At 63.8% G+C, this 25,865-nt stretch carries 32 protein-coding genes, 1 pseudogene and 1 riboswitch; of the genes and pseudogenes, 14 read left to right on the top strand and 19 right to left on the bottom strand.

Annotated elements, in window-relative coordinates:
- Positions 1–7 precede the first annotated feature (7 nt).
- Positions 8–955 carry a DMT family transporter gene (locus KVT37_RS25620; protein WP_217577805.1) on the bottom strand — a complete coding sequence of 316 codons (948 nt, stop codon included), beginning with the start codon at positions 953–955 and terminating at the stop codon, positions 8–10.
- A gap of 334 nt (positions 956–1,289) precedes the next feature.
- Positions 1,290–1,694, bottom strand: coding sequence for a VOC family protein (locus KVT37_RS25615; protein ID WP_217577804.1), 405 nt, complete (start codon positions 1,692–1,694; stop codon positions 1,290–1,292).
- 102 nt (positions 1,695–1,796) lie between these two features.
- Between KVT37_RS25615 and KVT37_RS25610 the strand changes: the two genes are divergently transcribed.
- The 3 genes from KVT37_RS25610 (at position 1,797) to KVT37_RS25600 (ending at position 4,259) form a co-directional block, all read left to right on the top strand.
- Positions 1,797–2,429 carry a TetR/AcrR family transcriptional regulator gene (locus tag KVT37_RS25610; protein WP_217577803.1) on the top strand — a complete coding sequence of 211 codons (633 nt, stop codon included), beginning with the start codon at positions 1,797–1,799 and terminating at the stop codon, positions 2,427–2,429.
- 467 nt (positions 2,430–2,896) lie between these two features.
- Positions 2,897–3,916, top strand: a complete 1,020-nt coding sequence (locus KVT37_RS25605) for a hypothetical protein (protein ID WP_217577802.1) — start codon at positions 2,897–2,899, stop codon at positions 3,914–3,916.
- Positions 3,917–3,947: 31 nt separating this feature from the next.
- Positions 3,948–4,259 (top strand): hypothetical protein, encoded by a 312-nt coding sequence (locus KVT37_RS25600; RefSeq protein WP_217577801.1) that lies wholly within the window; start codon positions 3,948–3,950, stop codon positions 4,257–4,259.
- Between the two features lie 116 nt (positions 4,260–4,375).
- Here KVT37_RS25600 and KVT37_RS25595 read toward each other — a convergent pair whose 3' ends face one another.
- The 3 genes from KVT37_RS25595 to KVT37_RS25585 form a co-directional block, all read right to left on the bottom strand.
- Complete coding sequence (locus tag KVT37_RS25595; protein WP_217577800.1) at positions 4,376–5,008, bottom strand: hypothetical protein; 633 nt, start codon at positions 5,006–5,008, stop codon at positions 4,376–4,378.
- A gap of 6 nt (positions 5,009–5,014) precedes the next feature.
- Positions 5,015–5,755, bottom strand: a complete 741-nt coding sequence (locus KVT37_RS25590) for a CbtA family protein (RefSeq protein WP_217577799.1) — start codon at positions 5,753–5,755, stop codon at positions 5,015–5,017.
- Between the two features lie 101 nt (positions 5,756–5,856).
- Positions 5,857–6,066, bottom strand: coding sequence for a CbtB domain-containing protein (locus KVT37_RS25585; RefSeq protein ID WP_217577798.1), 210 nt, complete (start codon positions 6,064–6,066; stop codon positions 5,857–5,859).
- A riboswitch (adenosylcobalamin (AdoCbl) riboswitch) is annotated at positions 6,067–6,210 on the bottom strand.
- An 85-nt stretch (positions 6,211–6,295) separates the two neighbouring features.
- Here KVT37_RS25585 and KVT37_RS25580 point away from each other — a divergent pair.
- Entirely contained in the window at positions 6,296–6,868 is a 573-nt protein-coding gene (locus KVT37_RS25580; protein WP_217577797.1) for a histidine phosphatase family protein, read from the top strand.
- A 130-nt stretch (positions 6,869–6,998) separates the two neighbouring features.
- The gene (locus tag KVT37_RS25575; protein WP_217577796.1) at positions 6,999–7,271 is read left to right on the top strand and encodes a PilZ domain-containing protein; all 273 of its coding nucleotides are present in this window, start codon (positions 6,999–7,001) and stop codon (positions 7,269–7,271) included.
- 247 nt (positions 7,272–7,518) lie between these two features.
- Here KVT37_RS25575 and KVT37_RS25570 read toward each other — a convergent pair whose 3' ends face one another.
- Positions 7,519–8,040: a DUF6428 family protein gene (locus KVT37_RS25570; RefSeq protein WP_217577795.1), complete on the bottom strand. Its 522-nt coding sequence runs from the start codon at positions 8,038–8,040 to the stop codon at positions 7,519–7,521.
- Positions 8,041–8,082: 42 nt separating this feature from the next.
- Here KVT37_RS25570 and KVT37_RS25565 point away from each other — a divergent pair, with 42 nt between their 5' ends.
- From KVT37_RS25565 to arsC, 3 genes are read left to right on the top strand one after another with little or no spacing between them, the layout of a single operon-like run.
- Positions 8,083–8,433, top strand: a complete 351-nt coding sequence (locus KVT37_RS25565; RefSeq protein WP_217577794.1) for a helix-turn-helix transcriptional regulator — start codon at positions 8,083–8,085, stop codon at positions 8,431–8,433.
- Entirely contained in the window at positions 8,430–9,122 is a 693-nt protein-coding gene (locus tag KVT37_RS25560; protein ID WP_217577793.1) for an MIP/aquaporin family protein, read from the top strand. Before KVT37_RS25565 ends, KVT37_RS25560 begins: the two co-directional genes overlap by 4 nt.
- Positions 9,119–9,523: an arsenate reductase (glutaredoxin) gene (gene arsC / locus KVT37_RS25555; protein ID WP_217577792.1), complete on the top strand. Its 405-nt coding sequence runs from the start codon at positions 9,119–9,121 to the stop codon at positions 9,521–9,523. The genes KVT37_RS25560 and arsC overlap by 4 nt, the downstream gene beginning before the upstream one ends.
- Here the strand turns inward: arsC and KVT37_RS25550 are convergent.
- Positions 9,520–10,038 carry a GNAT family N-acetyltransferase gene (locus KVT37_RS25550; protein ID WP_217577791.1) on the bottom strand — a complete coding sequence of 173 codons (519 nt, stop codon included), beginning with the start codon at positions 10,036–10,038 and terminating at the stop codon, positions 9,520–9,522. The two genes, arsC and KVT37_RS25550, sit on opposite strands and share 4 nt — an antisense overlap.
- Before the next feature lie 46 nt (positions 10,039–10,084).
- Between KVT37_RS25550 and KVT37_RS25545 the strand changes: the two genes are divergently transcribed.
- Both KVT37_RS25545 and KVT37_RS25540 read left to right on the top strand, forming a co-directional pair.
- A complete protein-coding gene (locus tag KVT37_RS25545; protein WP_308642761.1) occupies positions 10,085–11,278 on the top strand; it encodes an MFS transporter in 1,194 nt (397 codons plus the stop codon).
- 171 nt (positions 11,279–11,449) lie between these two features.
- Positions 11,450–11,674: a hypothetical protein gene (locus tag KVT37_RS25540; RefSeq protein WP_217577789.1), complete on the top strand. Its 225-nt coding sequence runs from the start codon at positions 11,450–11,452 to the stop codon at positions 11,672–11,674.
- 104 nt (positions 11,675–11,778) lie between these two features.
- Here KVT37_RS25540 and KVT37_RS25535 read toward each other — a convergent pair whose 3' ends face one another.
- The 5 genes from KVT37_RS25535 to KVT37_RS25515 all read right to left on the bottom strand — a co-directional run bounded on the left by KVT37_RS25535 (position 11,779) and on the right by KVT37_RS25515 (position 14,564).
- Entirely contained in the window at positions 11,779–12,729 is a 951-nt protein-coding gene (locus KVT37_RS25535) for a S1/P1 nuclease (protein ID WP_217577788.1), read from the bottom strand.
- Positions 12,730–12,928: 199 nt separating this feature from the next.
- A complete protein-coding gene (locus KVT37_RS25530; protein WP_217577787.1) occupies positions 12,929–13,213 on the bottom strand; it encodes a PRC-barrel domain containing protein in 285 nt (94 codons plus the stop codon).
- A gap of 144 nt (positions 13,214–13,357) precedes the next feature.
- Complete coding sequence (locus tag KVT37_RS25525; protein WP_217577786.1) at positions 13,358–13,708, bottom strand: MAPEG family protein; 351 nt, start codon at positions 13,706–13,708, stop codon at positions 13,358–13,360.
- 59 nt (positions 13,709–13,767) lie between these two features.
- On the bottom strand, positions 13,768–14,253 hold the full coding sequence (locus tag KVT37_RS25520) for an SRPBCC family protein (RefSeq protein WP_217577785.1): 486 nt from the start codon (positions 14,251–14,253) through the stop codon (positions 13,768–13,770).
- The gene (locus KVT37_RS25515) at positions 14,250–14,564 is read right to left on the bottom strand and encodes a helix-turn-helix transcriptional regulator (protein ID WP_217577784.1); all 315 of its coding nucleotides are present in this window, start codon (positions 14,562–14,564) and stop codon (positions 14,250–14,252) included. Before KVT37_RS25515 ends, KVT37_RS25520 begins: the two co-directional genes overlap by 4 nt.
- A gap of 340 nt (positions 14,565–14,904) precedes the next feature.
- On the opposite strand from KVT37_RS25515, the pseudogene KVT37_RS33520 reads away from it, so the two are divergent.
- Positions 14,905–15,627 (top strand): annotated as a pseudogene (locus KVT37_RS33520) (phosphodiester glycosidase family protein); the annotation flags it as partial.
- Between the two features lie 101 nt (positions 15,628–15,728).
- Here KVT37_RS33520 and KVT37_RS25505 read toward each other — a convergent pair.
- From KVT37_RS25505 to KVT37_RS25490, 4 genes are all read right to left on the bottom strand, one after another.
- Entirely contained in the window at positions 15,729–16,049 is a 321-nt protein-coding gene (locus tag KVT37_RS25505; protein WP_217577783.1) for a DUF2934 domain-containing protein, read from the bottom strand.
- Between the two features lie 91 nt (positions 16,050–16,140).
- A complete protein-coding gene (locus KVT37_RS25500; RefSeq protein WP_217577782.1) occupies positions 16,141–17,250 on the bottom strand; it encodes a mandelate racemase/muconate lactonizing enzyme family protein in 1,110 nt (369 codons plus the stop codon).
- 55 nt (positions 17,251–17,305) lie between these two features.
- Positions 17,306–19,744, bottom strand: a complete 2,439-nt coding sequence (locus KVT37_RS25495) for an FAD-dependent oxidoreductase (protein ID WP_217577781.1) — start codon at positions 19,742–19,744, stop codon at positions 17,306–17,308.
- Between the two features lie 258 nt (positions 19,745–20,002).
- Entirely contained in the window at positions 20,003–20,569 is a 567-nt protein-coding gene (locus tag KVT37_RS25490) for a TetR/AcrR family transcriptional regulator (RefSeq protein ID WP_217577780.1), read from the bottom strand.
- Positions 20,570–20,667: 98 nt separating this feature from the next.
- On the opposite strand from KVT37_RS25490, the gene KVT37_RS25485 reads away from it, so the two are divergent.
- A complete protein-coding gene (locus KVT37_RS25485) occupies positions 20,668–21,483 on the top strand; it encodes an oxidoreductase (RefSeq protein ID WP_217577779.1) in 816 nt (271 codons plus the stop codon).
- Positions 21,484–21,569: 86 nt separating this feature from the next.
- Positions 21,570–22,571 carry an NADP-dependent oxidoreductase gene (locus tag KVT37_RS25480; RefSeq protein ID WP_217577884.1) on the top strand — a complete coding sequence of 334 codons (1,002 nt, stop codon included), beginning with the start codon at positions 21,570–21,572 and terminating at the stop codon, positions 22,569–22,571.
- Between the two features lie 36 nt (positions 22,572–22,607).
- On the opposite strand, the gene KVT37_RS25475 is transcribed toward KVT37_RS25480, so the two are convergent.
- The 3 genes from KVT37_RS25475 to KVT37_RS25465 all read right to left on the bottom strand — a co-directional run bounded on the left by KVT37_RS25475 (position 22,608) and on the right by KVT37_RS25465 (position 25,048).
- A complete protein-coding gene (locus KVT37_RS25475) occupies positions 22,608–23,606 on the bottom strand; it encodes a L,D-transpeptidase (RefSeq protein WP_217577778.1) in 999 nt (332 codons plus the stop codon).
- A gap of 431 nt (positions 23,607–24,037) precedes the next feature.
- Entirely contained in the window at positions 24,038–24,331 is a 294-nt protein-coding gene (locus KVT37_RS25470) for a GYD domain-containing protein (protein ID WP_217577777.1), read from the bottom strand.
- Between the two features lie 282 nt (positions 24,332–24,613).
- Entirely contained in the window at positions 24,614–25,048 is a 435-nt protein-coding gene (locus tag KVT37_RS25465) for a helix-turn-helix domain-containing protein (protein ID WP_217577776.1), read from the bottom strand.
- A 168-nt stretch (positions 25,049–25,216) separates the two neighbouring features.
- Between KVT37_RS25465 and KVT37_RS25460 the strand changes: the two genes are divergently transcribed.
- Positions 25,217–25,865: cation transporter (locus tag KVT37_RS25460; protein WP_217577775.1), on the top strand; the 649-nt coding region annotated here is incomplete at its 3' end.

The raw sequence follows: 25,865 nt of genomic DNA, 5'->3' as shown, positions 1-25,865 counted from the left end.
CAGCGGCTCACCTCAAGCTGATCAGCGCTGTGCCGGCAATGGCAAGAAGCGCGCCGGCCCAGGCGGCCGCGGTCGGCCTTTGCCCGCTGCGCAGCCACACCATCGGCAGGATGATGACCGGCGTCATCGAGGATAGTGTCGAGATGATGCCGACATTGCCGGTGCGCAGCGCGGCCATCAGGCAGGACATGCCGAGCGAGGTGCCGACGAAGGCGGAGAGCACGGCGAGCCCGACCGTACTGAACTGGACGGCCTCGCGCTTGCCCTTGCCGAACGGCGTCGCCGTCAGCGCGATGAACAAGATCACGGCGAGGCCGGAGCGCAGCGCCATGGCCGAGAACGGCTCGACGCCGGCAGCCATCGCCGGCCGTGCCAGAAGGGTGCCGATCGCCTGGCCGAACGCCGTCGTGACGCCGAGCACGATGCCTGGTCCGAGGCGGCCGGTGAGCGGCGGGCCGGGCGCGGTGCTGACCGGCACGGTGGAGGGGGTGACGACCGGCATGGCCGGTGCCAGGTCGCCGCGCTTGAGGAAGCGCCGCGGCATGCCGATGGCAAGCACGATGCCTGCAAGCACCAGCGCCACGCCCAACGCCTGCCAGCGGCTGATGGTTTCGCCGAGCACGAGATAGCCAAGCGCCAGCGCGAAAGGCGAGGTGAGCGAGAAGAGCAGCGCCGTGATGCGCGGGCCGACCGAATAGATGGTGGCGAAATAGGTCGTGCTGGCGATGCTGATGCCGGCGAAGCTGGAGCCTGCAAGCAGCCAGAACTCCCTCGGTCCGATCGTGTGCCAGCCGCCGATCGCCAGCGACACCGAGCCGGTCATCACGAAGGTCGCCAGCATCTGCCAGCGCGCAAGCTGGAGCAGGGGAACGCGGCCCTTGAGCTCGCTGAGGAACATGGAGCTCAGCGCGCTGCAGCAGGCGGCGATGACGGCGAAGGCTTCGGGGGCGAACATGGCTGGTGGCTGTGGCGATTCCATCCGGGATTGAGCCGGCGCCGATGCTTACGCCAGCTCGCCGCGATGCTCCAGAGCAATTCCAGGAAAAGTGTGAGCGGTTTTCCGTCAGGAATTGCGTCAAAACAAAGAGATAGAGCGGTTCGCCGTTTCCGTGAAACGGTGAAACGCTCTAGCCGGACCGGCGCGCTGCGGGAGCGGACACCAGGATATCCAAGGTGGGTCGGGACGACGGCAGGCATTGTCCGCGCATGAGAGCGACGGGCGGGTGCCCGTCGCTTCCCAGGCGTCATTCCAGCATTCGGGCCCAGCATTCGGGCGCGATACAGACGGTCTATTGCATGGCGGCGGGGTTCAGCCACAGGAACTCCCAGACATTGCCGTCCGGGTCTTCGATGTGGCGGTTGAACATGAAGCCGAGATCCTGCGCCGGGTTGGGATCGGCGCGGCCGCCTGCCGCAACGCCGTTCTCGATGACCGCATTGACCGCATCCTTGCTGTCGACGGTCAGCGCGATCAGCATCTGGCTCTCGCGCTTGGCGTCGCCGATCGGCCGGGCCGTGAACTGGCTGTAGTGTTGGTGCGTCAGCAACATGACCCCGATCGATTCGGAGAACATGATCGAGCTGGCCTGGTCATTCGAGAACTGCGGGTTGAGCGTGCCGCCGATCGCGAGATAAAACTTGGTCGCTGCCTGCAGATCGCGCACCGGCAGATTGAGGAAAAGCATCCGGGTCATCGGTTTGAACCTCCATTTCATTGACGGGTACTAGTCAGTCTAGTACTGTAGAAACGACTATCATGACGGAACGGTACCGTCTAGTACTGATCGAGGGGCGCCATGAAAAATGCTGTTGAGACCAGATCGGCCCGCAAGGATCGTGAGATCATCGAGGCGGCGACCGCCGCGTTCATCGCCAAGGGCTATGATGGGACCAGCATGGAAGAGATCGCCACCAGGGCAAGCGCTTCCAAGCAGACCGTCTACAAGCATTTCACGGACAAGGAGACGCTTTTCGCCGAAGTCGTGGAGTCCACCGCTTCCCAGACCAACGACGTCGTCGAGTCCGTGACGATGCTGCTTTCCGAGGCGAATTTCCTGGAGGGTGGTCTGCAGCAGCTTGCCCGGCGATTGACCGCGACGCTGATGAACGACGAGTTGTTGAGGCTCCGGCGCCTGATTATCGCCAATGCCGATCGGATGCCGCAGCTTGGCCGCAGCTGGTACGACAAAGGCTTTGAGCGCATGCTTGCCTCGGTGGCGGCGTGCTTTCAAAAGCTCACCAGCCGAGGCCTGTTGCAGACCGTCGATCACCGTTTGGCGGCCAGCCATTTCTTTGGAATGCTGCTTTGGATTCCGATGAACGAAGCCATGTTCACCGGGAGCAATCCGCGCTCGAAAGCCGACCTTGAGCGCCACGCCGATGCCTCGGTCGAAGCGTTCCTTGCCGCCTATGGGGTGCGCTCGAAGTAGTCGCGCTGCCTGGCGCGGTCTGCGGAGCACGACGAGCCGCGTCACGTTGCTTGGTAGAGGTCAGCTGGCCCCGGGTCAGTTAAGCAGCGCGTGCGCGTCTCGCGCCGAAGATCGACCACGCAGCCGCCATCAGCGCCGAACGCGGGCCTTGAGCTCACGGAGGAACATCGAGCTCAGCGCGCTGCAGCAGGCGGCGGTGACGGCGAAGGCTTCGGGGGCGAACATGGCTGGGTGGCGGCGTTATCGATACCGACGTTGGATGGCAGGCGATCCTTACGCCAGCCGCGGCGGGCGGCTAGGCGCCGCGGATATCGAACGGGCTCCAGATCGGCCGGCAGGTGCTCAGGGGCCATTCTTTGCGGGCGATAACGTTCAATGTGAAAAAGATAACGGAATAAATTGGCAGCCGCGCATTTCTTCACACCTGCGAGTTGCTTGTTGGTTTGACGCTGAGGGAGCCAACGCCAATGGAGATTTGTGACACCATCACCAAAAGGCTCGACGAGACCTGGACGGAGACCGTCGAGAGCTTCGTGGATCAGGTGGATGAGGTTTGCGAGGATTTGCCGTGGCCATTGGACTGGTTCTGTCACGCAGTCGTCACGGTGGTGAGGGTGGTCACAACCATCGTCCATCAGGTCGTGAGAGTATGGGTTGTGGTGGTCTGCTATACCGTATCGCTGTTCGCGGCGCTCGGCTCACAGATTGTCAACACCCTTCTGGCAATTCCTGTTATCGGCACTTGGGTCAAGACCATCATCGGAGCCACGATATGGGCTTGGTCGCAGTTTGTCGGTTTGCTTGACGCCGGGTTGAGCCTGATCGGCATCCGCCCGCTTAAGAATCTACGGCTCCACGTAATTATCCTCATGCGGCCCGACCGGTCTCTCACCGTTCAGCCCGACGACATCCAGCTGGCGCTTCAGCGCACGGAACAGATTTTTCGTGACAAGGCGGACATCAAGGTCACAACCACGGTGCATCTGGTGCACGGACCTTCCGTGAAGAATGCTCTGGTTGTGGATACCGGCGTCGGCTTGTTCGCTGAGGACATGGGGGACGCCGGCATCTATTTCCAGACCACCATTGCGGATCTGCTCTACGAGCACAATCTACCCCTGCTCATAGGCATAGGGGCTCCGATCGTGGCCTTCATCGTGGATGGTGTCGGCGACACCGAAACCGGCTGCTCGGCCGGACCGCTGGCCAGCTATGTCTGTGTGCAGGGTGGTATGATGGTTGTTTTCCCACAGCTCGATCCGGTCACCGCAGATTTCAAGCAGTACAAGAACGCGACCGTCCAACTCGCCAGCAACACACTGGCTCACGAACTTGGTCACGCTTGCGGACTTGCCCACGACGGTGTCTTCGTGGGCGACGCGGATCGGACCAATCTTATGTATCCTGCGTGGGAAAATAGAGGCGACAACCTGAGTCCGTTCCAGCGCGCTATCGTCCGCAGTAGCCCGCATGTCACATATATCTGATGTTTCGAGAAACGCGCGGCTTGCGCAATCGGTGAGCAACCTTCTCAACGAGGCGCGCGCCGCCGGCGTGGATGAGCCTCGGATACAGGGCTGGGAGCGCTCGCTTAGCAGGCATGACCTGTGTGGCTGCAAGATCAGCCTGGTGGCAGCGGCGCTGGTATTGCTTTGCGGCACGGTCATTCTCTGGGCTCGCGGCCCGAGCATCATGGCGGTCGTGCTTTGGGCGTCGATCCTGGTGGCCGCCTCAGCCGTTGCGAAGGTGTTCGGCCAGCGTATGGCCGAGAGGCAGCTGACCGCTCAAATTCGGCGGGCGCGGCTTCAGCTGTTGCATGGTTACCGGTAGGCGCCAGGGCAGTCCGTCGTCTTCCATGAGGGAGATCGTATCAGATGCTCCATCACGGCGACCGCGCAGGATCGTTCGGGATTGGGCGAGACAGGGACTCTTGTGCCGGTAGCGGCTTATGCCGCGCCCGTGCGCGGGCGCCGGCCGCCGAAGATCGACGACGCAGCCGTCATCAGCGCCGCCATGGTGGCAAGCAGCGCCGCTAGGCTCGGCAAGTGGAAGACCATATCCCGCCATCTGGGCTCGATCACCGCGCCGGTGCTGAAAGCCTCGCCGCTGTACTGGCAGAGAATCCAGGAGGCCCCGCTGCGCACCATGTCGGCGTCAATGTCGGAGATCAGCGCCTTCGCGTCACGCGCGGCCGACGGCATCGTCGCCATGTAGGCCAGCAGCGCCTTGGCGGTGGCGAGATAGGCGTGGCTGCATTCGTTGAACGGGCTTTCCTCGTCGCCGAGGCTGCTCGGCATCAGCCCCCACAGGCAATAGGTGAATTGCAGATTGCCGTGATTGTAGAGCCGCCGGAAGGTCGGGTCGGTCACCGTCTGTGCTTGCGCGAGAGCAAGAATATCGCCGCGATAGCGGGCGATCACCGCCATCTGGCCATGCGTCAGGCTTGGGATCTGGATGCCGGGAGCAGGGGGCGCGGAGGACCCGCTATGCGCTTGCGCCGATGCGGCCACAATGACCAGCAGGGCGGTCGCCAAAAAGAAACTGGCCGCCAGGGCGAAGAACCGTGACGGCCAACGCATGGGATTTCAGGCGTAGCGGCGTGCCGGGCCGCGCTGGTCGCGCGCTGCGACCACGCGCTCGGCAACCGCGCCGAAACCGAGCCCGACGACGGCCCACAGCACCAGCTGGATGCCGAGCGAAGCGACGCGGAACTGCCAGAGCACCGTCGCCGAGAAGTTTTCCGGCACCTCGTTGATATCGGGCAGCGCCGCCTTCACCAGGGCGAAGACGACCAGGAAGGCGAGCCCGGCCACGATCGAGGCGTTCCAGGCGCCGAGCCGGGTCCACAGTCGCTGCGCCAGCCCCACCGCCGCCACCATCGCCGCGATCGAGACCGCGATCATGATAAAGAACAGCTCGGTGCGGTAGGCGATGGTTTCGGGATTGCCGACCGCGGGCGGGTTCGCCGGGTATTTGAGGCTGGGCACGACGATCACGGCAAGGAAGCCGAGCAGCGCCAGCAGCGCCGAGGTGCCGCGCGGGCCGAGCGAGCCCAGGCGGCCATAGGCATAGGCAAAGACCAGCGAGAACAGCCCACCAAGCGCCGCGCCATAGACCAGCACGCCGGTTGCAAGGCCGATGCCTGCCTGCGTGGCGCGGCTGACCATCTCGGGCTCCGGCGCCTCGCCGGCGGCCTGGGCCTGCTGCTCCTCGAAGGCGATCGCCTTGTCGACCTGCGGCTCGCCATAGACGCGGGCGAAGGCGAACGCCAGAATCCCGGCAACCAGCCCGACAAGCATGCCGCGCAGCAAAAGCTTTCCAACCATGTCAATCTTCCCTTCAAGCAATTCCGGGAAAAGCGCCTGGCGGTTTTTCGTCCGGAATTGCGTTATCCCAGATGCCGCGAGTTCGGCGATGCCGAACCGCTTTAGTGGCAGGGGAAGCCGAGCAGGTGGCGGCCGTCATGCACGAATTCGTGCACCATCGTGCCGCGGATCAGCGACGTCGCGCCTTCTTCCGCGCCGACGAAATAGATCATCAGCATCAGCATCAGGCCGGCGAAGATAGCCCAGGGCAGAAGCTCGCGAACCGGAATCGCAACCGGGCCGTAGCTTGGGGCGAAGGTGGTGTCGGACATATTGACCTCCCTTGGGATACTGCGTCCCGTTGATCGAACAATGCTGCGGGATAAGGCCTGACTTACGGCAGGTGCCGATTACAGTGGCGCGACCGTGCCGGACTCGCACCGGCTTCCAATCCCGTATCGCACTAAAACACTTGTCAGCACTTCGTTCGCCTGTCAACGACATGTAATGGCGGGCACGGCTTCGTGCGGCTAAAATTTCACTGGGCCACGGAGCTTTGGGATGTTCGCCCGGCTGACGATGATCGCAAGCGGGGCAACGCCTGGCATGCGAAAGGCGCGTTTTCCGAACGATGAGTCGCTGGAGCCGCGGGCCCTCGAGCGCACCGCCGCGCTGGCCTCATCGCTGCGCCGCGCCGACCGCGTCTGGACGAGCCCGGCGCTTGCCGCGCGCCAGACGGCGGAGGCGCTTGGCCTCGCGGCAACGGTCGAGCCGCTGCTTGCCGAGCAGGATTTTGGCCGCTGGGCGGGTAGAAGCTTCGAGGAGATGCAGGCCGAGGACCCGGAAGGCATGGCCGCCTGGTTATCCGGTCCGGACGCCGCACCCCATGGTGGCGAAACGCTTGCCGCCGTCGCCCGGCGCGTTGCCGCGCTGATGGAGCGCCTGGTTGGCGAGAGCGGCCACACGATCGCGCTCACGCATGCCGTGCCGGTCCGCGCCGCTATTGTGCATGTGCTGGGCGCGCCGCTCGCCTCGGTCTGGAAGATCGACATCGAGCCGCTGTCGCTCACCGAGTTCCGAAGCGACGGCCGCCGCTGGGTGTTGCATGCGAGCGGCGTGGTCGCTGGCGACTGAAACGATCCGGGCGAAATAGCGCCGGCAAAGAGCTCATTGTCGTTTCAGCGATTGCTAACGGAACGGAAAGGCCTCGCTGCTATGGTGCCGCCCATGGCGAGGAGAGCCTTGCCCGAGGAGCCCGCCATATATGGCCGATTATCCCGAGACCGAGCGCCGTCGCCATGTGCGCGAATTCGTGCTCAAGGAAGCGACGATCATCGCCAATGGCGTCAGGATCGGCTGCTCGATCAGGAATCAGCACGAGCAGGGGGCCGAATTGCGCATCGCCGCCGACGTGAAGATCCCGGAACGCTTCCTGCTCGAGGTCCCGGCCGACGACATGGCCTATCGCGCCTTGGTACGGTGGCGCCGCAACGACCGCGTCGGCGTGGCACTCTACAGCAACACGCTGAAGGATTGACGCGCGGCCCCGCCGTTCAGCAATTCGTGACTTGAAATTGCTCGCGGCGTTCTGCAACCGCCTACCTCATGGAACGCAACCGCCGCGCGCGCGTTCATAGCTGCCGATCAACAGGGGAATTCACGCATGAGCAGGACAGCCGTCTGGGTAGCGATAGTCGCCATCGTCCTCGTGGCTCTGTACCTGCTGCAGGCCAATGGCGTGATCCGGTTCTGAAGCAGCGGTGGCGCGGCGCCATTCACTGGGGTCAGCAGCAGCGGCTCGATCCGCAGCACGGCTGGCTTGCGGCCGCCTGTTCCTTCAGCCAGCGGTCGCGTGGCTTGCAGCTTGCCGGCCGTGGTGAAAGCTCGACCTCAACGACATCGCCAACGAGGCTTGGCTGGGCCGCCCGGTGCAGTTCCATCGGACGGACGCCATCGCTGACCTCGAAGGTCAGCTTCGCCGCCTGATCGAGAGCGACGTGGTCCGAGACCTTGCGGATGATCGCGGAAAACCTCCCGGCCGGCATGTGGACCGGCCCGCCTTCATCCACGTCCCATAACTGCACGAAGATTTCCGACCAGGATTCCGGATTTGCTTCGCAATCCAGCGCCGAGAACTGTCCGGCCTTCACCTCGGTGACATGATAGCCCGGCTTCACGGGCTGGCCGTCATAGCGGAACACCAGCGGCCTGTCCTTGTGATCGGCCAGCGCGACCAGCAGGTCGCCGATGGTCAAATCGGACGGATCCAGCGGAGCGGCGTTTTTGTGATTGTCAGAAGAGAGCATGTCGGCTATTCCTCATTTCAACATTTCAAGGATTATTGAAACGTGGATGAGCGTCAAGCCCTGATCGCCTTTGGCGCGCTCTCGCAGGAAACACGGTTACGCCTGCTTCGCCTGCTGGTCGTTGCCGGGCCGGAAGGCATTGCCGCCGGGTCGCTCGCCGAACAGGTCGAGGTCTCGCCGTCCAATGTCAGCTTCCATCTCAAGGAACTGGAGCGCTCCGGCCTCATAAGCGCGAGGCGTGACGCGCGCTCGATCGTCTACAGCGCCGAGTACGACGCGCTGTCCGGCCTGATCCGGTTCCTGATGGAGGATTGCTGCTCGGGTCGCCCGGAAATCTGCGCGCCGGCGCTCGCCGCGCCTTGCTGCCAGCCGGGCGAGGGGGCCCGGCCGTGAGTATGTTCGATCTCCCACGTCGGTTCGCGGCCGAAGCCCTGGGCACCGGTCTGCTGGTGGCGACGGTCGTCGGCTCCGGCATTATGGCCGAGACGCTGACGCATGACACCGCGCTGGCGCTGCTTGGCAACACGCTCGCAACCGGCGCCATGCTGGTGGTGTTGATCACCATCCTCGGACCGATCTCCGGCGCGCATTTCAATCCGGCCGTTTCGCTGGTGTTCTGCCTCAACCGGTCGCTGTCTGCCCGCGATCTTACTGCCTATCTGGCGGCGCAGGTCGTGGGCGGCATTGCCGGCACGTTCGCCGCGCATCTCATGTTCGCTTTGCCGATGCTGGAGGTCGCGACCAAGCTGCGCAGTGGCCCGGCACAGTGGTTCTCCGAAGGCGTCGCGACGTTTGGGCTGGTCGCGGTCATCCTCTCCGGCCTGCGCTTCGAGCAGCGAGCCGTGCCGTGGCTGGTCGGCCTCTACATTACCGCCGCCTACTGGTTCACCGCCTCAACGTCCTTCGCCAATCCAGCCGTCGCGCTGGCGCGCTCGCTGACCAACACTTTTTCCGGCATCCGCCCGCTCGATCTGCCCGGCTTCATTATTGCCGAAATGCTCGGCGCCTTGATCGCGCTTGCGCTGATGGGCTGGCTGCTGCGGCCCGGGACCGTTCCGCAACCTTTGAAAGCAGAGTCATGACGGTCACGATCTATCACAACCCCGATTGCGGCACCTCGCGCAACACACTCGCCATGATCCGCGCCAGCGGCGAAGACCCGACCGTGATCGAATACCTGAAGACGCCCCCGAGCCGCGAGCGGCTGCTCGAACTGATCGGCGCGATGGGCATCGCCCCGCGCGAACTATTGCGCGAGAAGGGAACGCCTTACGCCGAGCTTGGCCTCGCCGACCCGAAATGGAGCGATGGCGAGCTGATCGATTTCATGCTCGCTTATCCGATCCTCATCAACCGCCCGATCGTCGAAACGCCCAAGGGCACGAGACTTTGCCGGCCATCGGAAGCGGTGCTTTCGCTGCTCGAACATCCGGTGCGCGAGTTCGTCAAGGAGGATGGCGAGAAGGTCACGTATACGTCTTAGGGTGTCAGGTGCTTCATGAAGTAGATGGACGCCCTTGGTTTGCCGAACGGGTCGACGAAATTATGCGGCACGACGCCGACTTCCCGCCAGTTCATGCGCCGATAGAGCCGCTCGCTCGCTCCGCCCTCGGCGGTGTCGAGAAGGAGCAGGGTGCGCTTTCTCTTCCTTGCTTCGTCTTCCACCGATGCCATCAGCGCGGAACCGATGCCTTGCCGCTGGAAATCTCGATGAACGAGCAGCATGTAAACCTCCGCCCGGTGCAGCGCATTCGGTTCCGGCGACAGATAGAGCTGCACGGTTCCGACGAGACGGTCCTCGAGATAGGCGCAGATGAGGAGGCGTTCCTCGTCCGCCAGCGAGGGGAAGATGCCTTGCCAATAGGACCGGGCCTGTTCGGCGTCGAACGGCAGGACGAAACCGACGAGCGCCCCATCCTCGATGCTTTGCAGCAAGAGTCCGGCGAGGGCGTCGAGTTGCGCCGTTGCCTCCGCCTCGGCGATTACCGCGATGCGCATGTGCTCTCCCTTCGAGGCTCGATTGATAATGGGCTTTGAGCAATCCGTGAAGGCCGAAGCGCCTGCGCCGGTCGCGCGCAGGCGCCATGTCCTCGTTTCGGCCCTCGGCGTCACGCAAATCCTTGCCTGGGGATCGTCCTACTACCTGCCCGCGGTGCTTGCCGCGCCGATTGCCAGGGATACGGGCTGGTCACTGACTTCGGTCGTGGGCGGGCTGTCCTGCGGGCTGCTGCTTGCCGGGTTGGTGTCTCCGATCACCGGGCGGCTGATCCAGCGTCACGGCGGCCGGCCGGTGCTTGCCGCGAGCTCGCTGCTGCTGGCCGCCGCGCACACGCTGCTGGCGATGACGACGGCCTATCCGCTTTATCTGCTGGCCTGGCTGCTCATGGGCCTGGGCATGTCGAGCGGCCTTTACGACGCCGGCTTTGCCACGCTCGGGCGGCTCTACGGTCAGGGCGCGCGCGGCGCCATCACCAACCTGACTTTGTTCGGTGGTTTCGCCAGCACCGTCTGCTGGCCGCTCAGCGCCTTCCTCGTCGAGCATGGCGGTTGGCGCATTGCCTGCCTTTCCTACGCCGCCATCCACCTGGCGATCTGCCTGCCGCTCCACCTATGGGTGATTCCGCCGCCTCCGGCTGCAGCGCCCGCGCCAACGAGATCGGGGTCGAGAGAGGCGGCGACCACGGCTAGAGCGCGGACACGCTTCATGCTGCTTGCCTCCATCCAGACCCTGGCGGCGATGATCGCCTCGATGCTCTCGGTCCATCTGCTCACGCTGTTGCAATTGCGCGGCGTGGGCCTTGCAGCCGCCGTTGGCCTTGGCGCCTTGGTCGGCCCGTCACAGGTCGGCGCGCGTGTGGCCGAGCTGCTGATCGGCCGCAACCGGCATCATCCGATCTGGACGATGCTGACGTCCGTGTCGCTGCTGGCGGTCGGAATCTGGCTGCTCCTGGCGAGCCAGACTTTCGTCGCGCTCGCCTTGATCCTTTACGGCGCGGGCAATGGCATCCACACGATAGCGCGCGGCGCGCTGCCGCTGGTGCTGTTCGACCCGCAGCAATACGCAGCGCTGATGGGCAAGCTCGCCACACCCAGCCTCGTCGTCCAGGCCGCGGCTCCTTCCATCGGCGCACTGCTTCTTGGCATGGGCGGCGGTAATCTCGTCCTCATCACGCTCGCGATTGCCGCCACCATCAATGTCGGGCTCTGCGCCTGTCTCATCGCGGCGGTGCGCCGATGATCGCGTCTCACGCCGCTCGAGGGGCTCCGGCCAAACTTTACATTTTTGTAAATTGCCCCTGGTCGTCAATTCGCGATACGGCTGGCCGGCGGCTCGGTTCGCTCATCCACTTGTTGGGCAACAGCACTCCCGGATGAACGGGTCGAGCCGTCCTCAATTCGGGAGAAAGCCATGATTCGCAAGGTTCTGGTTGCAGCTTCGGTTGCAGCGCTTTTCAGCATGCCGGCATTCGCCGCCGCCACGCAGTTCTGGGTGGCCAAGGACGCCACGACGAAGAAATGCTCGGTGGTTTCCACCAAGCCGGACGGCAAGAAACTGACCGACGCCGGGACGAAGGCCTATACGTCGCAGGCCAATGCCGAAAAGGCGCTCAAGCTGCTGAAAGACTGCAAGTAAGCTTTGCTGCCTTGAGAACTCTCGCCCGCTCCGGCATGCCGGAGCGGGCTTTTTCGTGTGCAACTATCGGCGCAGGGCCAGCCAGCGCGCCAGCGCCCGGCCGATTATTTATCGGCGGCCAGCGTCTCGTTGAGCACGGCCGCCAGATGCAGGCCGCCCAGCGCCAGCTGTTCGACCGCCACCGGCGAGAACTGGTCGAAATAGGCCTGGTCGAGGATCACCGCATGCGGATTGTCGGACTTGATCTGCGTGCCCTTGGGCAGCGCGCGATAGGCGTCCTCGGCTTTCCCGTGGCATTCGGCCAGCCATTTTTCCGGCGTCTGGTCGGCGGCCGGCATGGCGGGCAGATGCGGGATGACGTCGGTTTCGAGGTCGAGCGCGACCTTGCCCCAGTCATAGTATTTGAACAGGATCAGGCTTGAATCCCACACCGCGTGGAAGGTGGTGAGGTCGCGATAGGTCGAGCCGTCGGGTTTCGGCCGGTAGACGTTGAAGCTCACCGTCAGCGTGTTGCCGCCCTGGTCGCCCTGGCTGCCGTCCAGGCGCTCGACGCAATGCAGCGGCTGCGACAGGTCGCCGACCAGATGGATGACGAAGGCCAGCGCCTGCCAGCGCTCCTCGTCGCTCTTGGCCGGATCGGCCAGGATCTTCTCCTGCGCCGGCAGCGCCCGCATCAGGCAGACGCCGAAGCTCGCATTGTCCTTGCAGTCGCGCGCCGGGTCATAGGCGGTGGTGCTGGCGCTCGTATCGCCGGGTTTGGAGGCCAGCGGAATGTCGATGAAATGCCAGTTCGACGTCTCCTTGTGGTTGTCGGCGCGATAGTCGTCTGCCCAACTCGCCACCGAGGCCAGCGAGACGGTGGCCGGCGGTTGCAGCTTCAGATGCGAGCGCAATAGCTTCTCGATCGTGTCATAGGCGTTCTGGTTCAACCGGTGCTGCGCGATCTCGGCGATCACCGCATGGCCCTCCTGGCCCCAGGCCAGCGCCTGGCCGCACATCGCCCCACCCATTGCCATTACCGCCAGGGAAAATGCCGCCGCAGCTTTCCACCTCATCGCCTTGCCTCCTCCAGACCAGAAGTTTCGATATGCAAGTACAATGGAAGCTTGTGACGCAGACATGAACGATCTCACGGACGCGAGATTTGTGCGTTGAAGCGCGCCGGGCTGGCGATCATATTTGCCGCGCCGGGCAAAGAACCGGGCCGGCAATTGCCGGCCCGGTTTCCCTATTCACTTACAATCGCGAGACGCTTCAGTCCTGATGCTCCGGCATCGCCTTCAACTGATCCTTCGTCCAGCTGGTGACGGCATGCACGTCGCCGTCGTCGTCGCGCATGAAATCGAGCTGGCTGGCGGTGACGGCCACCGGCTTGGCGCCGATGCCGAGGAAGCCACCGACATCGATGACGACCTGGCTGCCATGCAGATGGTCGACCGAGCCGATCTTCTCGTCGTCGGGGCCGTAGATGGTGGCGCCTTCGAGGATGGCGGGCGTGAGCTCGGCATTGGTCAGTCTAACGTGGCTGGTGTGATCCATGACGCATCTCCTGTGGTGTACAGGGGATGAACCTCCGATCCGGCCGAGGGTTCCGCTGACGGAGCGAAAAGCGGGCGCTGCTCAGCGAAGCGCTGCCCATCCCGTCACGAGGATGAGGACAAGCGTGACCAGCGCGCCCGACATCTAGAGGATCGTCCTGACGCTGCCGCCCTTGGCGGCGTTTCCACCGCGCAGGTAGATGACCATGTGGACTAGGCGTATCGCCAGGTGAACCCACACGAGCACGGCGAGCGTCACCGGCCCGACGCCCACCATCATCGCCAGCACGACGGGTACGACGAAGGGCGCGAGCGCCTCGACCGAGTTCAGGTGGACGCGGTCTATCCTGTAGAGCGGGTCGTCGTCATCCGCCGGAATGACCGGGCCTGAAAGCTTGCCGGCAAATCCCTTGGACGAGCCGGAATAGACCGCCAGCGCCACCGACAGGAGACAGAGCGCAAGCACGCCCAGAGTGCTTAACCAATGGGCTTCCATTTCGCGCGCTCCTTCCAATCGCTGTCATGCGGGCCATGCCTTTCGGTGCTGGGGTACGGTCAGGCCGCCCGGGAAAAGAGCTCCTGATATCGCTGCAGGTAGAGCGGCCAGCCCTGATCGCTGTCGACCCCGCCGCGCACGCTTTCCCAGCCCTGGCCATGCCGTTCGATATGGCGGTGCTCGATTTCGACGCGCGTGCGATTTTCCGTTTCGGCCGTGAAGCGGACTTCCCACTCACTTGTGCGAGCGAGGTCGGTTTCGATCTGCCAGCGCGGGCTGATGTCCCAGCTCAGAAGCAGCCTGTAGGGCGGCTCGTAGGCGAGCACCCGGGCGAAGCGGCATTCTGAACCATCGACGCCGCGGTCGTAGACATGGCCGCCGACCCGCGGCTCGAAGACCGTGTCGGCGATCGGGACGGCGAGCAGATTGTGCTCGCGCGGCTTGAAGCTGCCGAAATCCTCGGTGAACACCTTGAAAGCGCGCGCGATCGGCGCCGCGACGACGACGGAATGTCTCACGGGAGCGGGTGCAGGTTGCTTGATCATGTTTCGTCCTCCGTCGATTGCTCGACAACCTGCGCGTAGGCCGCGAGCGTCTTGCTCCAGAACTGGTCGATCTCGGCCCGAAACGCCGCGAGGCCATCCGGATCGATCCGGTAGATGCGCTCCTTGCCGGAGCGCGTGTCGGCCACCAGCCCGGCATCCTTGAGCACTTTCAAATGCTGCGAGACGGCAGGCCTTGTGACAGGCAACACATTGGCCAGACCGGTCACCGAGCTGGGTCGGTCGACCAGCAGTTCGAAGATCGTGCGCCGTGTCGGATCGCCGAGCGCTGTCCAGTATTTCGCGTTAGTCATCACTAACGCGAAAGTTAGGGCGAGGTAATTGCCCTGTCAACCCGAATGAGCACGTCGCTTGGACTCCGGCCCGTTTGTCGCCAGCTTGACTGCGCAGTTCCTGCACATATCGGACATCGTTCAGGCGGGAACATCGGACAAGTTCCGCGGCTATTGGCCTGGGGGAAATTCATTGCGCAAGACAATCTCGATCGTCGTCATCCTGTCGCTGCTCGTCCTGATTTCGGGCGCCTGGTTCGTCTGGCAGAGGAATGGCGCTTATGGGCTGAATGTCCTGCTGCGCCGGGGCGGCAGCTATTGGATCAACGTCGCGGCCGACGATGCGCGGTTATCGCCAGCGATGCGCCTTGCCTTGCAGCCGGCAATCCCCGAGGTGGTCGCCGGGGAGAGCGCCTGGAAGGACGTGGAGCCGGGCTTCGAGGTCAGGGAAATCCCGGTTGTCGCAGGAGGGCAGGCGATCGACCGTCTCTATCTCAACCGCTTCGACCCGGCCAGGTTTCGCTTCGTTGCCCGCAATGAGCCGGGCGGCACGAAGGACATCGATCAGTGGGAAGCGGCCCTCCATCCCGAAGGCCCGGGCGGCACGGTGCTGATCGTCAACGGCAGCTATTTCGGGCTGAAAGGCGAGGCCGACACGCCCTTGGTCAGCATGGGCGAAAGGCTAGGCCCCCGCGACTATGACGCCAAGGCAGGCGTCTGGGTCGCCAACGCATCAGGCACGCATGTCGTCGATCTCAGCGGCCGCGACTGGCGCGCGGTTCTTGATGGCGCCGAGAACGCCATGGTCTCATATCCCCTGCTGATCGGCCAGGATGGCGGCAATGCTGTGCGCGCCAAGAGCAATTGGCTGGCGAACCGCACCTTCATCGCGGAGGACCGCCAGGGCCGTATCATCGTCGGCTCGACCAAGGACGCCTTCTTCTCGCTGGACCGGCTGGCGACCTTCCTGCTGAATGCGGGACTGGACCTCAAGACCGCGCTCAATCTCGACGGCGGTCCCGTCGCCGGCCTCAGCGTGCGCTCCGGAAGCTACAATCTGAAGCACTATGCGTGGTGGGAGGCGCAAGTGGCGGACGGCAAGGTCTCGCTGCTGCAGGCGCCAAGGGACGTGCCTTGGGGCATGCCGGTCGTGCTGACGGTGGAGCGCAGGTGGAACTTGGCAGGTCAGCCCCGCTTCGCCTTCAGGCCTCGCGCCGCTTGCTCGATTGCCGCGCGGTCGTTGCCCAGCCGGTCGAGCAGCTCCTGCGCCTCATCGCCGGAAATGCCGGTGCGCATGGCGAGCGCTTCCACCGTCAGCACGTCCGCGCTATCGATCTCGCGCGTTTCAGGCAGCGCGTCGCCTGCCGTCAGCGGCAAGGCCGCTTCGCGGTCGATCTCCATCTCGGCCTGTTGCCAGTGCCGTTCATGATGACCAAGGATGCCGCCCTCGCGTTGAAAGATCTCATAGGCACGCTGCCTGATCTTCTCGGTCCGATCGTCGTCCATCGCCGTTCCTCCGTTGCGTGCCACAAGAACGCGGGACAAGGCGGAACGATCCCGCGTCGTTCACGAAGTGATCGACATTGGCTGGCGCGCGTTATGGTCCGTATATCGCCACCGGCTTGCCGAACATGCCGGGTTCCGGCTTCACGCCCAGCCCCGGCCGTTGCGGCACGGCGATGTGGCCTTGCTTGATGACGACCGGGTGCTTCGGGTCGAAATGGCCCTTGATGTATTCCTGCGCGATCCAGGCGCCTTCCATGCGGCGCGGCTCGACGGTGGCTGCCAGATGCACGCAGGCCGCCGCGATGATGTCGCCGCCCCAGGCGTCGTCGCAACTGTGCGGCAGCGAGCGGATGGCGCAAAGGTCTCGTACCGTCGTCATCTTCGTCAGACCGCCAAGGCGGGTCACCTTGAAGCCGAAACCGTCGGCGATGCCCATCGAGATTGCCCTGAGCACCGCGTTCTGGTCCTCGGTGCTCTCGTCGAGATAGACCGGATGCGTGACGCGGCCTTTCAGCGTTGCGATCTCGTCCATCGTGTTGCAGGGCTGCTCGAAGACGAAGGGGATCGCCTGGCAGAGCCGGTCGAGATGGATCGCGGCGGCGACCGTCAGGCCACGGTTGCCGTCGACCGCCAGCCGAGCCTTGTAGCCGACCGCTTCCCACACCTTGTGGACGACGGCCACGTCCTCTTCCAGATCGCGCCCGCCGATCTTGACCTGCAGGCGCGGATAGCCGGCCTTCACCTTGTCGCCGGCGATCCGGGCCGTCTCCTCCGGCGGGCCGACGATCAGCGAATAATAAGCCGGCACGCGATCGGTCAGCGCGCCGCCCAGGAGAGTCGAGACCGGCACGACGAGTTTTTGGCCGAGCAGGTCGAGAAAGGCCATGTCGAAAGCGGCCTTGGCATAGCCGTGCCCGTTCAGCCGCTCGTCCATCTGCTTCGACAGAAGCCTGATCGAGGCTATCTCCGAGCCGATGAGGCCGGGCGCGATTTCGGCGATCGCCGCGCGGGCGCCCAGCGCATGATGCGGCTGATAGACCGGGCCGATCGGGCAGGTCTCGCCCCAGCCGGCAAAACCGTCGTCGGTGACGATCTCGACCAGTGTGGAGTCCAGCGCCTCCACATCGGCGCTGGCCATGCGGTAGACGCCGTTCTTGACCGGCAGCTGTGCCGAATAGACGTTGATCCGGTCGATGCGCATACGGGCTTCCCTCCGAAGGACGCGTCGGCAACGGGGCCTTTGCAGGCCCCGCCTGTTACATCCGCGCCCTGGCCGAGGTCGGATCGTAAGGCGAATCCGCGACCACCTCGGCGACCTTCCAGTCACCCAGGATCGCGACATCGAGCTTCGTGCCCGGTTTGGCAAAACGCTCCGGCAGCAGCGCCAGCGCAATGTCATGCCCGAGCGCATAGCCATAGCCGCCCGACGTGATGCGCCCGACCAGCGCGCCGTCGTGGTACAGCCCCTCATTGGCCAGTGTGCTTGCGCCATCGGTGTCGATCCTGAGCGTCACTGAGCGGCGCTGGTCGTTGCGCTCCTTGTATTTCAGCACGGCCTCGCGCCCGACGAAGTCGCCCTTGTCGAGCCGGATGAAGCGCTCCAGCCCGCTCTCCAGCGCGTTGAGCTCCGGGTTCATATCGCGATACATGGCGCGGTAGGATTTCTCGAGCCTGAGCGACTCCAGCGCATGCAGCCCGACCAGCCGCATGCCGTGCTTCTCGCCCTCCTTCAGGATCGCGTCGAGCAACTGCCGCTGGTAGGGCAGGGGATGGTAGAGCTCCCAGCCGAGCTCACCCTCATAGTTGACGCGCAGCAGCCGCACGTCGCTGGCGAGAGCCACGCTGCCGGTCTTGACGCCGAACCATGGAAAACCTTCGTTGGAAAGATCGATTTCGGTCAGGGGCTGCAGCACCTCGCGGGCCTTGGGGCCGACGACGGTGAAGCAGCCGCGATCGTTGGTGACGTTCTTCAGGCTCACGCCGCCGTCGGCGGGAAGCAGCCTGGACAGGTCGTCGAAATTCCAGCGCTCGGCGCGTGGCGTCGAGATCAGGTAGAACAGGTCCTCGCCGAGACGCGCCACCATATATTCCGCCTGCACGCCGCCGTTGGCCGTCAGATGGTGCGCCAGCGTGACCTTGCCGACCGCCGGCAGGCGGTTGGCGATGATCCTGTCCAGCCATTGGGCCGCGCCTTGTCCCGACACCTCGAACTTGGTCATCGGTGTCATCTCGACCAGGCCGACGGCGTTGCGCACCGCCAGCACCTCCTCGCCGACGAGGTTCCCCTTGGGCGTCCATCGCCAGCTATACTGGTCCTTGGCCTCGACCCCGTCGCGCGCGAACCAGTTCGGCATCTCCCAGCCGTTGAGCACACCCCAGACCGCACCCAGCTCGGTCAGCCTGTCGTATGACGGCGCGGTCTTCTGCGGCCGCGCGGCGGGCATGTCCTGTCCCGGATATTTCTGCTCCGCATGCGTGCCCCATGCCTCGCGCACCTTCTCGCGCGTCCATTCCTTGTTGGCGTAGTCGCCGAAGCGGCGCGGGTCGAGGTCGGAAACATCGAGGCTGTTGGAGCCCTCGACGATCCGCTCCGACAGATAATAACCGATCGTGCCGCCCCACAGGATGCCGCCGGGCACGCCTTCGGCGAGCCAGACATTGGGCAGGCCCCAGGCCGGCCCCATCAAAGGCAGCTCGTCCGCCGTCATCTGGAACGGCCCGCGCACATTGGCCTTGATGCCGACGCGCCCGAGCGCCGGCACCAGCCGCAAGGCCTGCTCCCAGTTCCAGGCCACCGCATCGAAATCCTCTTCGAGAAGATCGGCGCCGAACCAGGAGGGCACGCCATCCTCGGCGAACAGCTTCAGATGCTCGGTGCGCTCATAGGGCCCGAACATGAAGCCGTCGCCTTCCTCGCGGAGATACCCTTCAAACCCTTCGTCGCGCAGGATCGGCATTTCGGGTCGCCCCGCGCGCTTGCGCTCCACCACTTCCGGCACTGCCTCGGTGATCCAGTACTGATGCAGGATCGGGATCGCCGGAATGTCGAGACCGAGCAGCGCGCCGGTCTGGCGCGCGTAATTGCCGGTGGCGCAAATCGCATGCTCGCAGGTGATGCCGCCCTGATTGGTCTCAACCAGCCACTCGCCGCTGGCGGTCCGCTTGAAGCCAGTGACCTCGGTGTTGAGATAGACTTTTGCACCCAGATCCCGCGCGCCCTTGGCCATGGCATGCGTGACGTCGGCTGGCGCGATATGCCCGTCATCGGGATGATAGAGCGCGCCGAGCATCTCTTTGTTGTCGAGCAGCGGCCAGAGTTTTCGCGCCTCGTCGGGCGTGAGCAACTGCGCCCGCATGCCCTGCACCTCGGCAACGCTCATATAGCTCTTGTATTCGTCGAGCCGATCCCTCGAATTGGCGATGCGCAACTGCCCGCATTTGTGCCAGCCCACCGGCTGCCCGGTCTCTGCCTCGAGCCCCTCATAGATCTCGATCGTCTTGTTGATCATCCGCCCGACATTGATGTTACGGGCATAGGACGGAATCAGCCCCGCCGCGTGCCAGGTCGAGCCGGCGGTCAACTGCGTGCGCTCCAGCAGCGCCACATCGGTCCAGCCGCGCTTGGCCAGCCCGTAGAGAATTCCCGCGCCGACGCACCCGCCGCCGACGATCACCACCCGCGCATGTGTCTGCATCAAACCACCATTTTTCGACCGAGCTGAGAAAGACCGCGGTCGAAGCTACAGGCGGTGATTGGCGCTGTAACGCCTTCAAAAATTAGGGGTCATGATAAGCTGGATTTATGCAGCCGGTTTAAGCTCGCCCGGTGTGACCCGTCCGCATCATTGCGCGCGTCCCTGCGAGGTCTCGCCTCTCGTTCTCGGCTTGGCCGTCGCAGCGGAGTCTTCGATATTCCGGTTCGAACTTCTTCGCCCTCTGCCATCGCCGCTCCATCACGGCTGGATCAGGGCCCGCGCCGCGTCAGCTCCCGCCGCAAGTATGCGGTCCGACAATTCCATCCCGTCCACGGCGCGGGCCAGTTGAAGGGCGCCGATGAGGGTTGCAAAAATGCCCAGTGCTATATCCTCCGGATTCCCGGTCTGCGGCGGAAGAGCCGCCGATACTTGGCGGACCAACGTCATGAAGCGTTCGGTATAGACTTGGCGTGTTTCAGCTGGCTCGCGCGCTATTTCCGGCAGAAGCGCCGCCGAAGCGCAGCCTTTGTCGGGATTGTCTCGATGAGCCGCCGATAGATACGCATCTATGGCCGTCGTCAGGCCACCGGAAGCCAATGCCTCCGCGATTTGGCCCGACTGCCCCTCCAGAGCAGTTGCCACGCATTCCCGGACAAGCGCCGCCTTGGATTGAAAATGCGGATAGAAGGCCCCGTTCGTCATCCCGGCGTCGCTCATGATGCTTGCAAGGCCGGTCGCTGCGATGCCGTCGCCCCGAAAACGATCGGCCGCAACCTCCAGAATGCGGCTGCGCGATGCGTCCTTGCGACCCTTTTCGTAACGCATGATCTCTCCTTCAAGTCGAGTATTGCATTATGATCGTAATTTGATATTATGATCATAATCCATTCAATGGAAAAAGGCTAGACGAGTTGGAGCACCACGTGAACGAACACTCTGGAAAGACCGCTATTGTGACAGGCGCTTCGTCGGGCATTGGTCGCGCAAGCGCCGAGGCGTTGGCGCGCGCGGGATTCACCGTCTTCGGAACAAGCCGGCGGGCGATAAGCAAAGGTCCAGACCGGGTGACCATGCTGAGTTGCGATGTGACCGACGCTGAGTCCATCAACGCCCTCGTTTCGACCGTGCTCGCAAAGACCGGCCGGATCGACCTGCTGGTCAACAATGCCGGCATCGGACTGCAGGCGGGCGCGGAGGAGTCGTCCATCGTGCAGGTTCAAGCGCTGTTTGACGTAAACCTATTTGGGGTCGTTCGGATGACCAATGCCGTGTTGCCGGCGATGCGGCGGCAAGGCGGCGGGCGCATCATCAACATAGGCTCGATCCTGGGGGTGATCCCCGCGCCGTACTCCGCGCATTATTCAGCCGTCAAGCACGCCGTTGAGGGGTATTCGGAATCGCTCGACCACGAGATTCGTGCCTTCAACATTCGCGTCTCGGTCATCGAACCGGCATTCGTCCGCACTGTCTTCGACCAGAACGGGATCGAGCCGGATTCGGTGATGAGGGAATACGATCAGGCCAGGGCCGGCGTGGACGCGCTCCTGCGAGAGGTGATGCCCAAGGCGGACCCGCCCGAGGTCGTGGCCGAGGTCGTCGTCAAGGTGGCCGCCGAAAGGCGCCCACGACGGCGGTACACGGCGGGCAAGGCGGCGAGGCAAGTCAGCATGCTGCGCCGCTACGCGCCCGCCGAACTGTTCGACAAGGCCTTGCGCAAACAATTCCGCCTGCCGGTCTGAACAGACCAGGCGTTGCGCCGGCTCCAGCGCCCGTCCGCGGGCTCGGTCTGCCGGACATCAAGAACCCGTTTCAGAAAGCGAATATGATGAAAGCCTTTGTTGTCGACAAATATGGGAAGAAGGCGGCCCTGCGGCTTGTCGAGGTGCCAGCGCCGGCCCTGCAAGACGAGGATGTCCTGGTCGAAATTCACGCGGCGGGCGTGAACCTTCTCGACGCCAAGATCAGGGACGGGGAGTTCAAACCCATCCTGCGCTACCGCCCGCCTTTCATCCTGGGGCACGACGTTGCCGGGATCGTCGTTCGTGTCGGATCCAAAGTCCGCAAGTTCAAACCCGGCGACGAAATCTATGCACGGCCGCGGGATGGCCGCGTGGGAACATTCGCCGAATTCATCGCGATCAATGAAGCTGACGTTGCCCTGAAACCCAAGAATCTCAGCATGGAGGAAGCTGCCTCGATTCCGCTCGTTGCCCTGACCGCCTGGCAGGTGCTCGTCGACAAGGCCGGTCTGAGGCGGGGCCAGAAGGTTTTCATCCAGGCCGGGTCGGGCGGTGTAGGCACGTTCGCCATCCAACTGGCGAAGGATCTCGGCGCGACGGTAGCGACAACTGCGGGCGCCGCGAGTACGGCGCTGGTGAAAAGCCTTGGCGCCGATATTGTAGTCGACTACCGGAAAGACGACTTCGAAAAGCTTCTTAAGGACTATGATGTCGTCATCAACAGTCAGGACGCCAAAACGCTTGAAAAATCGCTGGGTGTGCTGAAACCCGGCGGCAAGCTCATATCGATCTCAGGTCCGCCGGACGCTGAATTTGCAAGGAAGCTGGGCCTGAACATGATGCTTAAACTGGTCATGCGAGCCTTGAGCCGCGGCATCAGGAAGAAGGCCGAACGCGCGGGCGTCGAGTATTCGTTTCTTTTCATGTGGGCGCAGGGCGATCAGCTGAACAAGATAACACCTCTGCTTGAATCCGGAACCATCCGCCCTGTGATCGATCGGATATTCCCGTTCGAGGAAACGAACGAGGCACTGGCTTTCGTCGAGAAGGGACGCGCCAAAGGCAAGGTCGTTATCAAGGTGAAATAGCGATCGCGTCTGATTTGCAGGATCGGCTGCCGGCATTCACTGGGCTTGCCCGTCCTGCGCCGTCTCGTCCTTGAAGTCGACTTTCGTTCCCGGCTTGACCATGACCGCGAGGTCTTCGGCGTCCCAGTTGGTCAGCCGGATGCAGCCATGCGAGAAAGTGGTGCCGATCTTGCCAGGGTCGGGCGTGCCATGGATGCCGTAGCTCTCGATGGAGAGATCGATCCATACCGATCCGACCGGATTGTTCGGACCCTTGGCGATGGTGAAGGGCCGCTTGGTCTTGACACCCTTGAAGGCGAATTTCGGATTGTAGTGATAGGTAGGATTGCGCACCACGCGCCTGACCTCGGCCGCGCCGCTCGGCGCCGGCTTCTCCTCGCTGCCGATCGAGGCGGGGTAGACGGCAATCGGTTTGCCTGACGGATCGAGCACGCGCACCTGGCGAGACGCCTTGTCGACCTCGACGCTGGTTAGCTGTGAAGGCAGATCGCCTCGGCCGACATCGGGCACCACCAGAGACGTATCGGCCTTCCTGAAACCGCTTTTGGGATTGAGCATCCTCAGCAATTGTTCGCTGACATGGAAACGCTCGGCGAGCTTCTCCTGTACATTGCGATAACCGAGGCGCTTCAGCTTCGCCATTCTCTCCAGGCGGGCAGGAATGCGCTTGGTGAAAGGCTCATGCACATCCTTCTTTGTAATCTCGTAGGTCGTCAGCACCGGGCCGGCGAAGGTTGCCGCGAGCTTGTCCCAGGTTTCGCGCGTGAGCTTGCCGTCGGAGAGTAGTCCGTTCGCCGCCTGGAAAGCCGCGATGGCCTTGGTGAAATTGTCGGAAAGGCGGCCGTCGATCAGGCCGGGCGAGAAACGTGCGCGATCCAGAAGGATCTGAGCCTTGAGCAGCATCGGATCGACCCCTTTGGGCTCGCCCTCGCTGAATTGCGCCTGGTTGACCGTATCGAGGTTGATCTTTGCCGCCCGCGCCCCATCGCACGCGAATGCTAGCGCTATCGCGACGACAAGAAGGAGTCTGACCATCGACGTCACTCCCGAACCGAGACAAGAACCTGTCTCTATGACGCGGCACAGCCGATCTGGTTCCTGGCGCGGGTAGCGGTGTGGAGATCATCGTGTATGTGCGTTTCCTTCCATATGTGTTTGAATCGTAATCTAGAAATCGGTTCCCATGAATGCGGACAAGTGGCATTATTGCGTCAGGGCCTGCGTATTTTCTGATTACATGGCCCCCCGTCCTGGTAACCGGCGGCTCCCCAACGCCCCCGCCCACGCCGTCGGTTGCCCTATTCGAGGATCGAAAAACCCAAGCCGAGCAGGCCAAAGCGGATCGCGGATGCGCCGCGACGAGCAATAAGCCGCGCATCCTCGGCGTTACATGGTCAGAAGCGGCAGGCGCCGAGCACACGGCATGGCGCCAGCTCGATCACCCGCGTGCGTCGATAAAGTAACGGTCAGGCCATCTTTGCCAATATCTTGGCCATGTCCGCCGAGTCGAACGCCCTCAGGGTCTCGGTTCTGATGTTGCCCATTGATGCGATCGATAGGCTTAGCGCGGTCGCCGCAATGTCGTCTTCTGCTTCGGCGACCACGACGACATCATGCTTGCCCAGCGTCCACAGCAGGGTGTGAACCTTGACCCCGCTTTTGCTGGCCATCGCCTTGAAGGCCTCGGCACGCTTCTGAGTGTCCTTTATGGTCCTGACACCCTGATCGGTGAAGTTCGACAGTAATACGTAATGAGCCATTGGTTTCCTCCCTTGGGGAGACGGGCGCCCCGGCGCGTCCGCCGATCCCAAGACCACAATAGCACGTGCCAACTCTGTAAAGAAGCAATTGCTAATATATCGACGCGCGCTGGATTGCTGCAAGAGGCGTCGAAGGCGTCGACCCGAGCAGCGGCCGCCGTCCAGGGCGAAGGCGTGGTGCTCGGTCGCACCATGCTGGTTTCCACCGGCCTCGCCACAGGCCGGCTGGTGCGGCCTTCGAGACATGGCACTCAGTTCACGCCAGCGATTGTCCTCGAATGCCTATGCTTCTGCCAGCCGCCCGTGGACATGGGTCGTGTCGGCAAGCGTCTCGATGACGCGGCAGTCGCCGATCCGGCCGCTCTCGCATTGCTTGACCATGCGCTTGAGCTCGTCGCGCAGCGCATTGAGGCTGGCGATGCGCTTGTCGACCTCGACCAGGCGGGCCTTGGCGATTGCGTCCGCGGCGGCGCAGGACTGATCCGGATCATCCTGCAGCGACAGCAGCGTGCGGATGGCGCCGCCCGCGAAGCCGAGTCCGCGCGCGGGGCGGATGAAGGCGAGGCGGCCGAGGTCGGGGCGGTCGTAGAGCCGCCTGTTTCCTTCGCTGCGCGAGGCGACGGGCAAGAGGCCGATCTGCTCGTAATAGCGGATCGTCGGCACCTTCACGCCGCTCTGCCGCGCGGCCTCGCCGATGGTGAATTCGTCCTTCGGCATTTTTTTCGCTTGCTCCTCTAGTCACTAGAGGATGTAGCACCGGTTTCAGGTTGCAGCAATTCAAGGGAAAGTGCCCAACGGTTTTCCATCCGGAATTGCGTGAGAACAAGCATTTGAAGCGGGTAGGCTATTCTGTGTCTGAGCCGCTTCGCGCAAGGAGCAGATGTTATGGACGTCAGGGAAACCCGCTATCGCGTCACGGGCATGGATTGCGCCGCTTGCGCCGCCAAGATCGGGACGGCGGTGAGCCGACTGCCGGGGGTCGGGCGCGTGTCGGCCTCCGCGGCAGCCGGCATGATGCGGGTCGGCCATGCGGACGAAGCCGCGCTGTTGCCGGCCATGAAGGCGCAGCTCGGCAAGCTTGGCTACGGCGTCCTTCCCGCGGACGCCGACGAGGCCGGCGCGTATCCAGTCCACGATCACGACCACCATGATCACGACCATGACCAAGATCATGGACAGGCCGGAACCCACGCGCACGCGGATGATGGCAGCGAGGGGCAGGGGGCCTGGTGGCGGACGAAAAAGGGCATGCTCACCATCGGCTGCGGGCTGGCGCTCGGCCTCGCCTACGGCATCGGGCGGCTTTATCCGCCGATCGAATGGTGGGCGTTTGTCGCAGCACTTGCCGTCGGCCTTTTGCCGATCGCCAACCGCGCGCTCGCTGCTGCCCGCGCCGGCACGCCGTTCTCGTTCGAGACGCTGATGACGATCGCGGCCGGCGGCGCCGTCATCATGGGGGGGGCCGGGGGGGCCGGGGGGGCGGTCTTCCTCTTCCGGGTGGGGGGGCTCCCCGAGGGGGGGGGCGGGGGCCCGC

Source organism: Mesorhizobium sp. GbtcB19, assembly GCF_019091085.1.
Taxonomy (GTDB): Bacteria; Pseudomonadota; Alphaproteobacteria; order Rhizobiales; family Rhizobiaceae; genus Mesorhizobium.
This window is presented reverse-complemented; position numbering and strand designations above follow the sequence as displayed.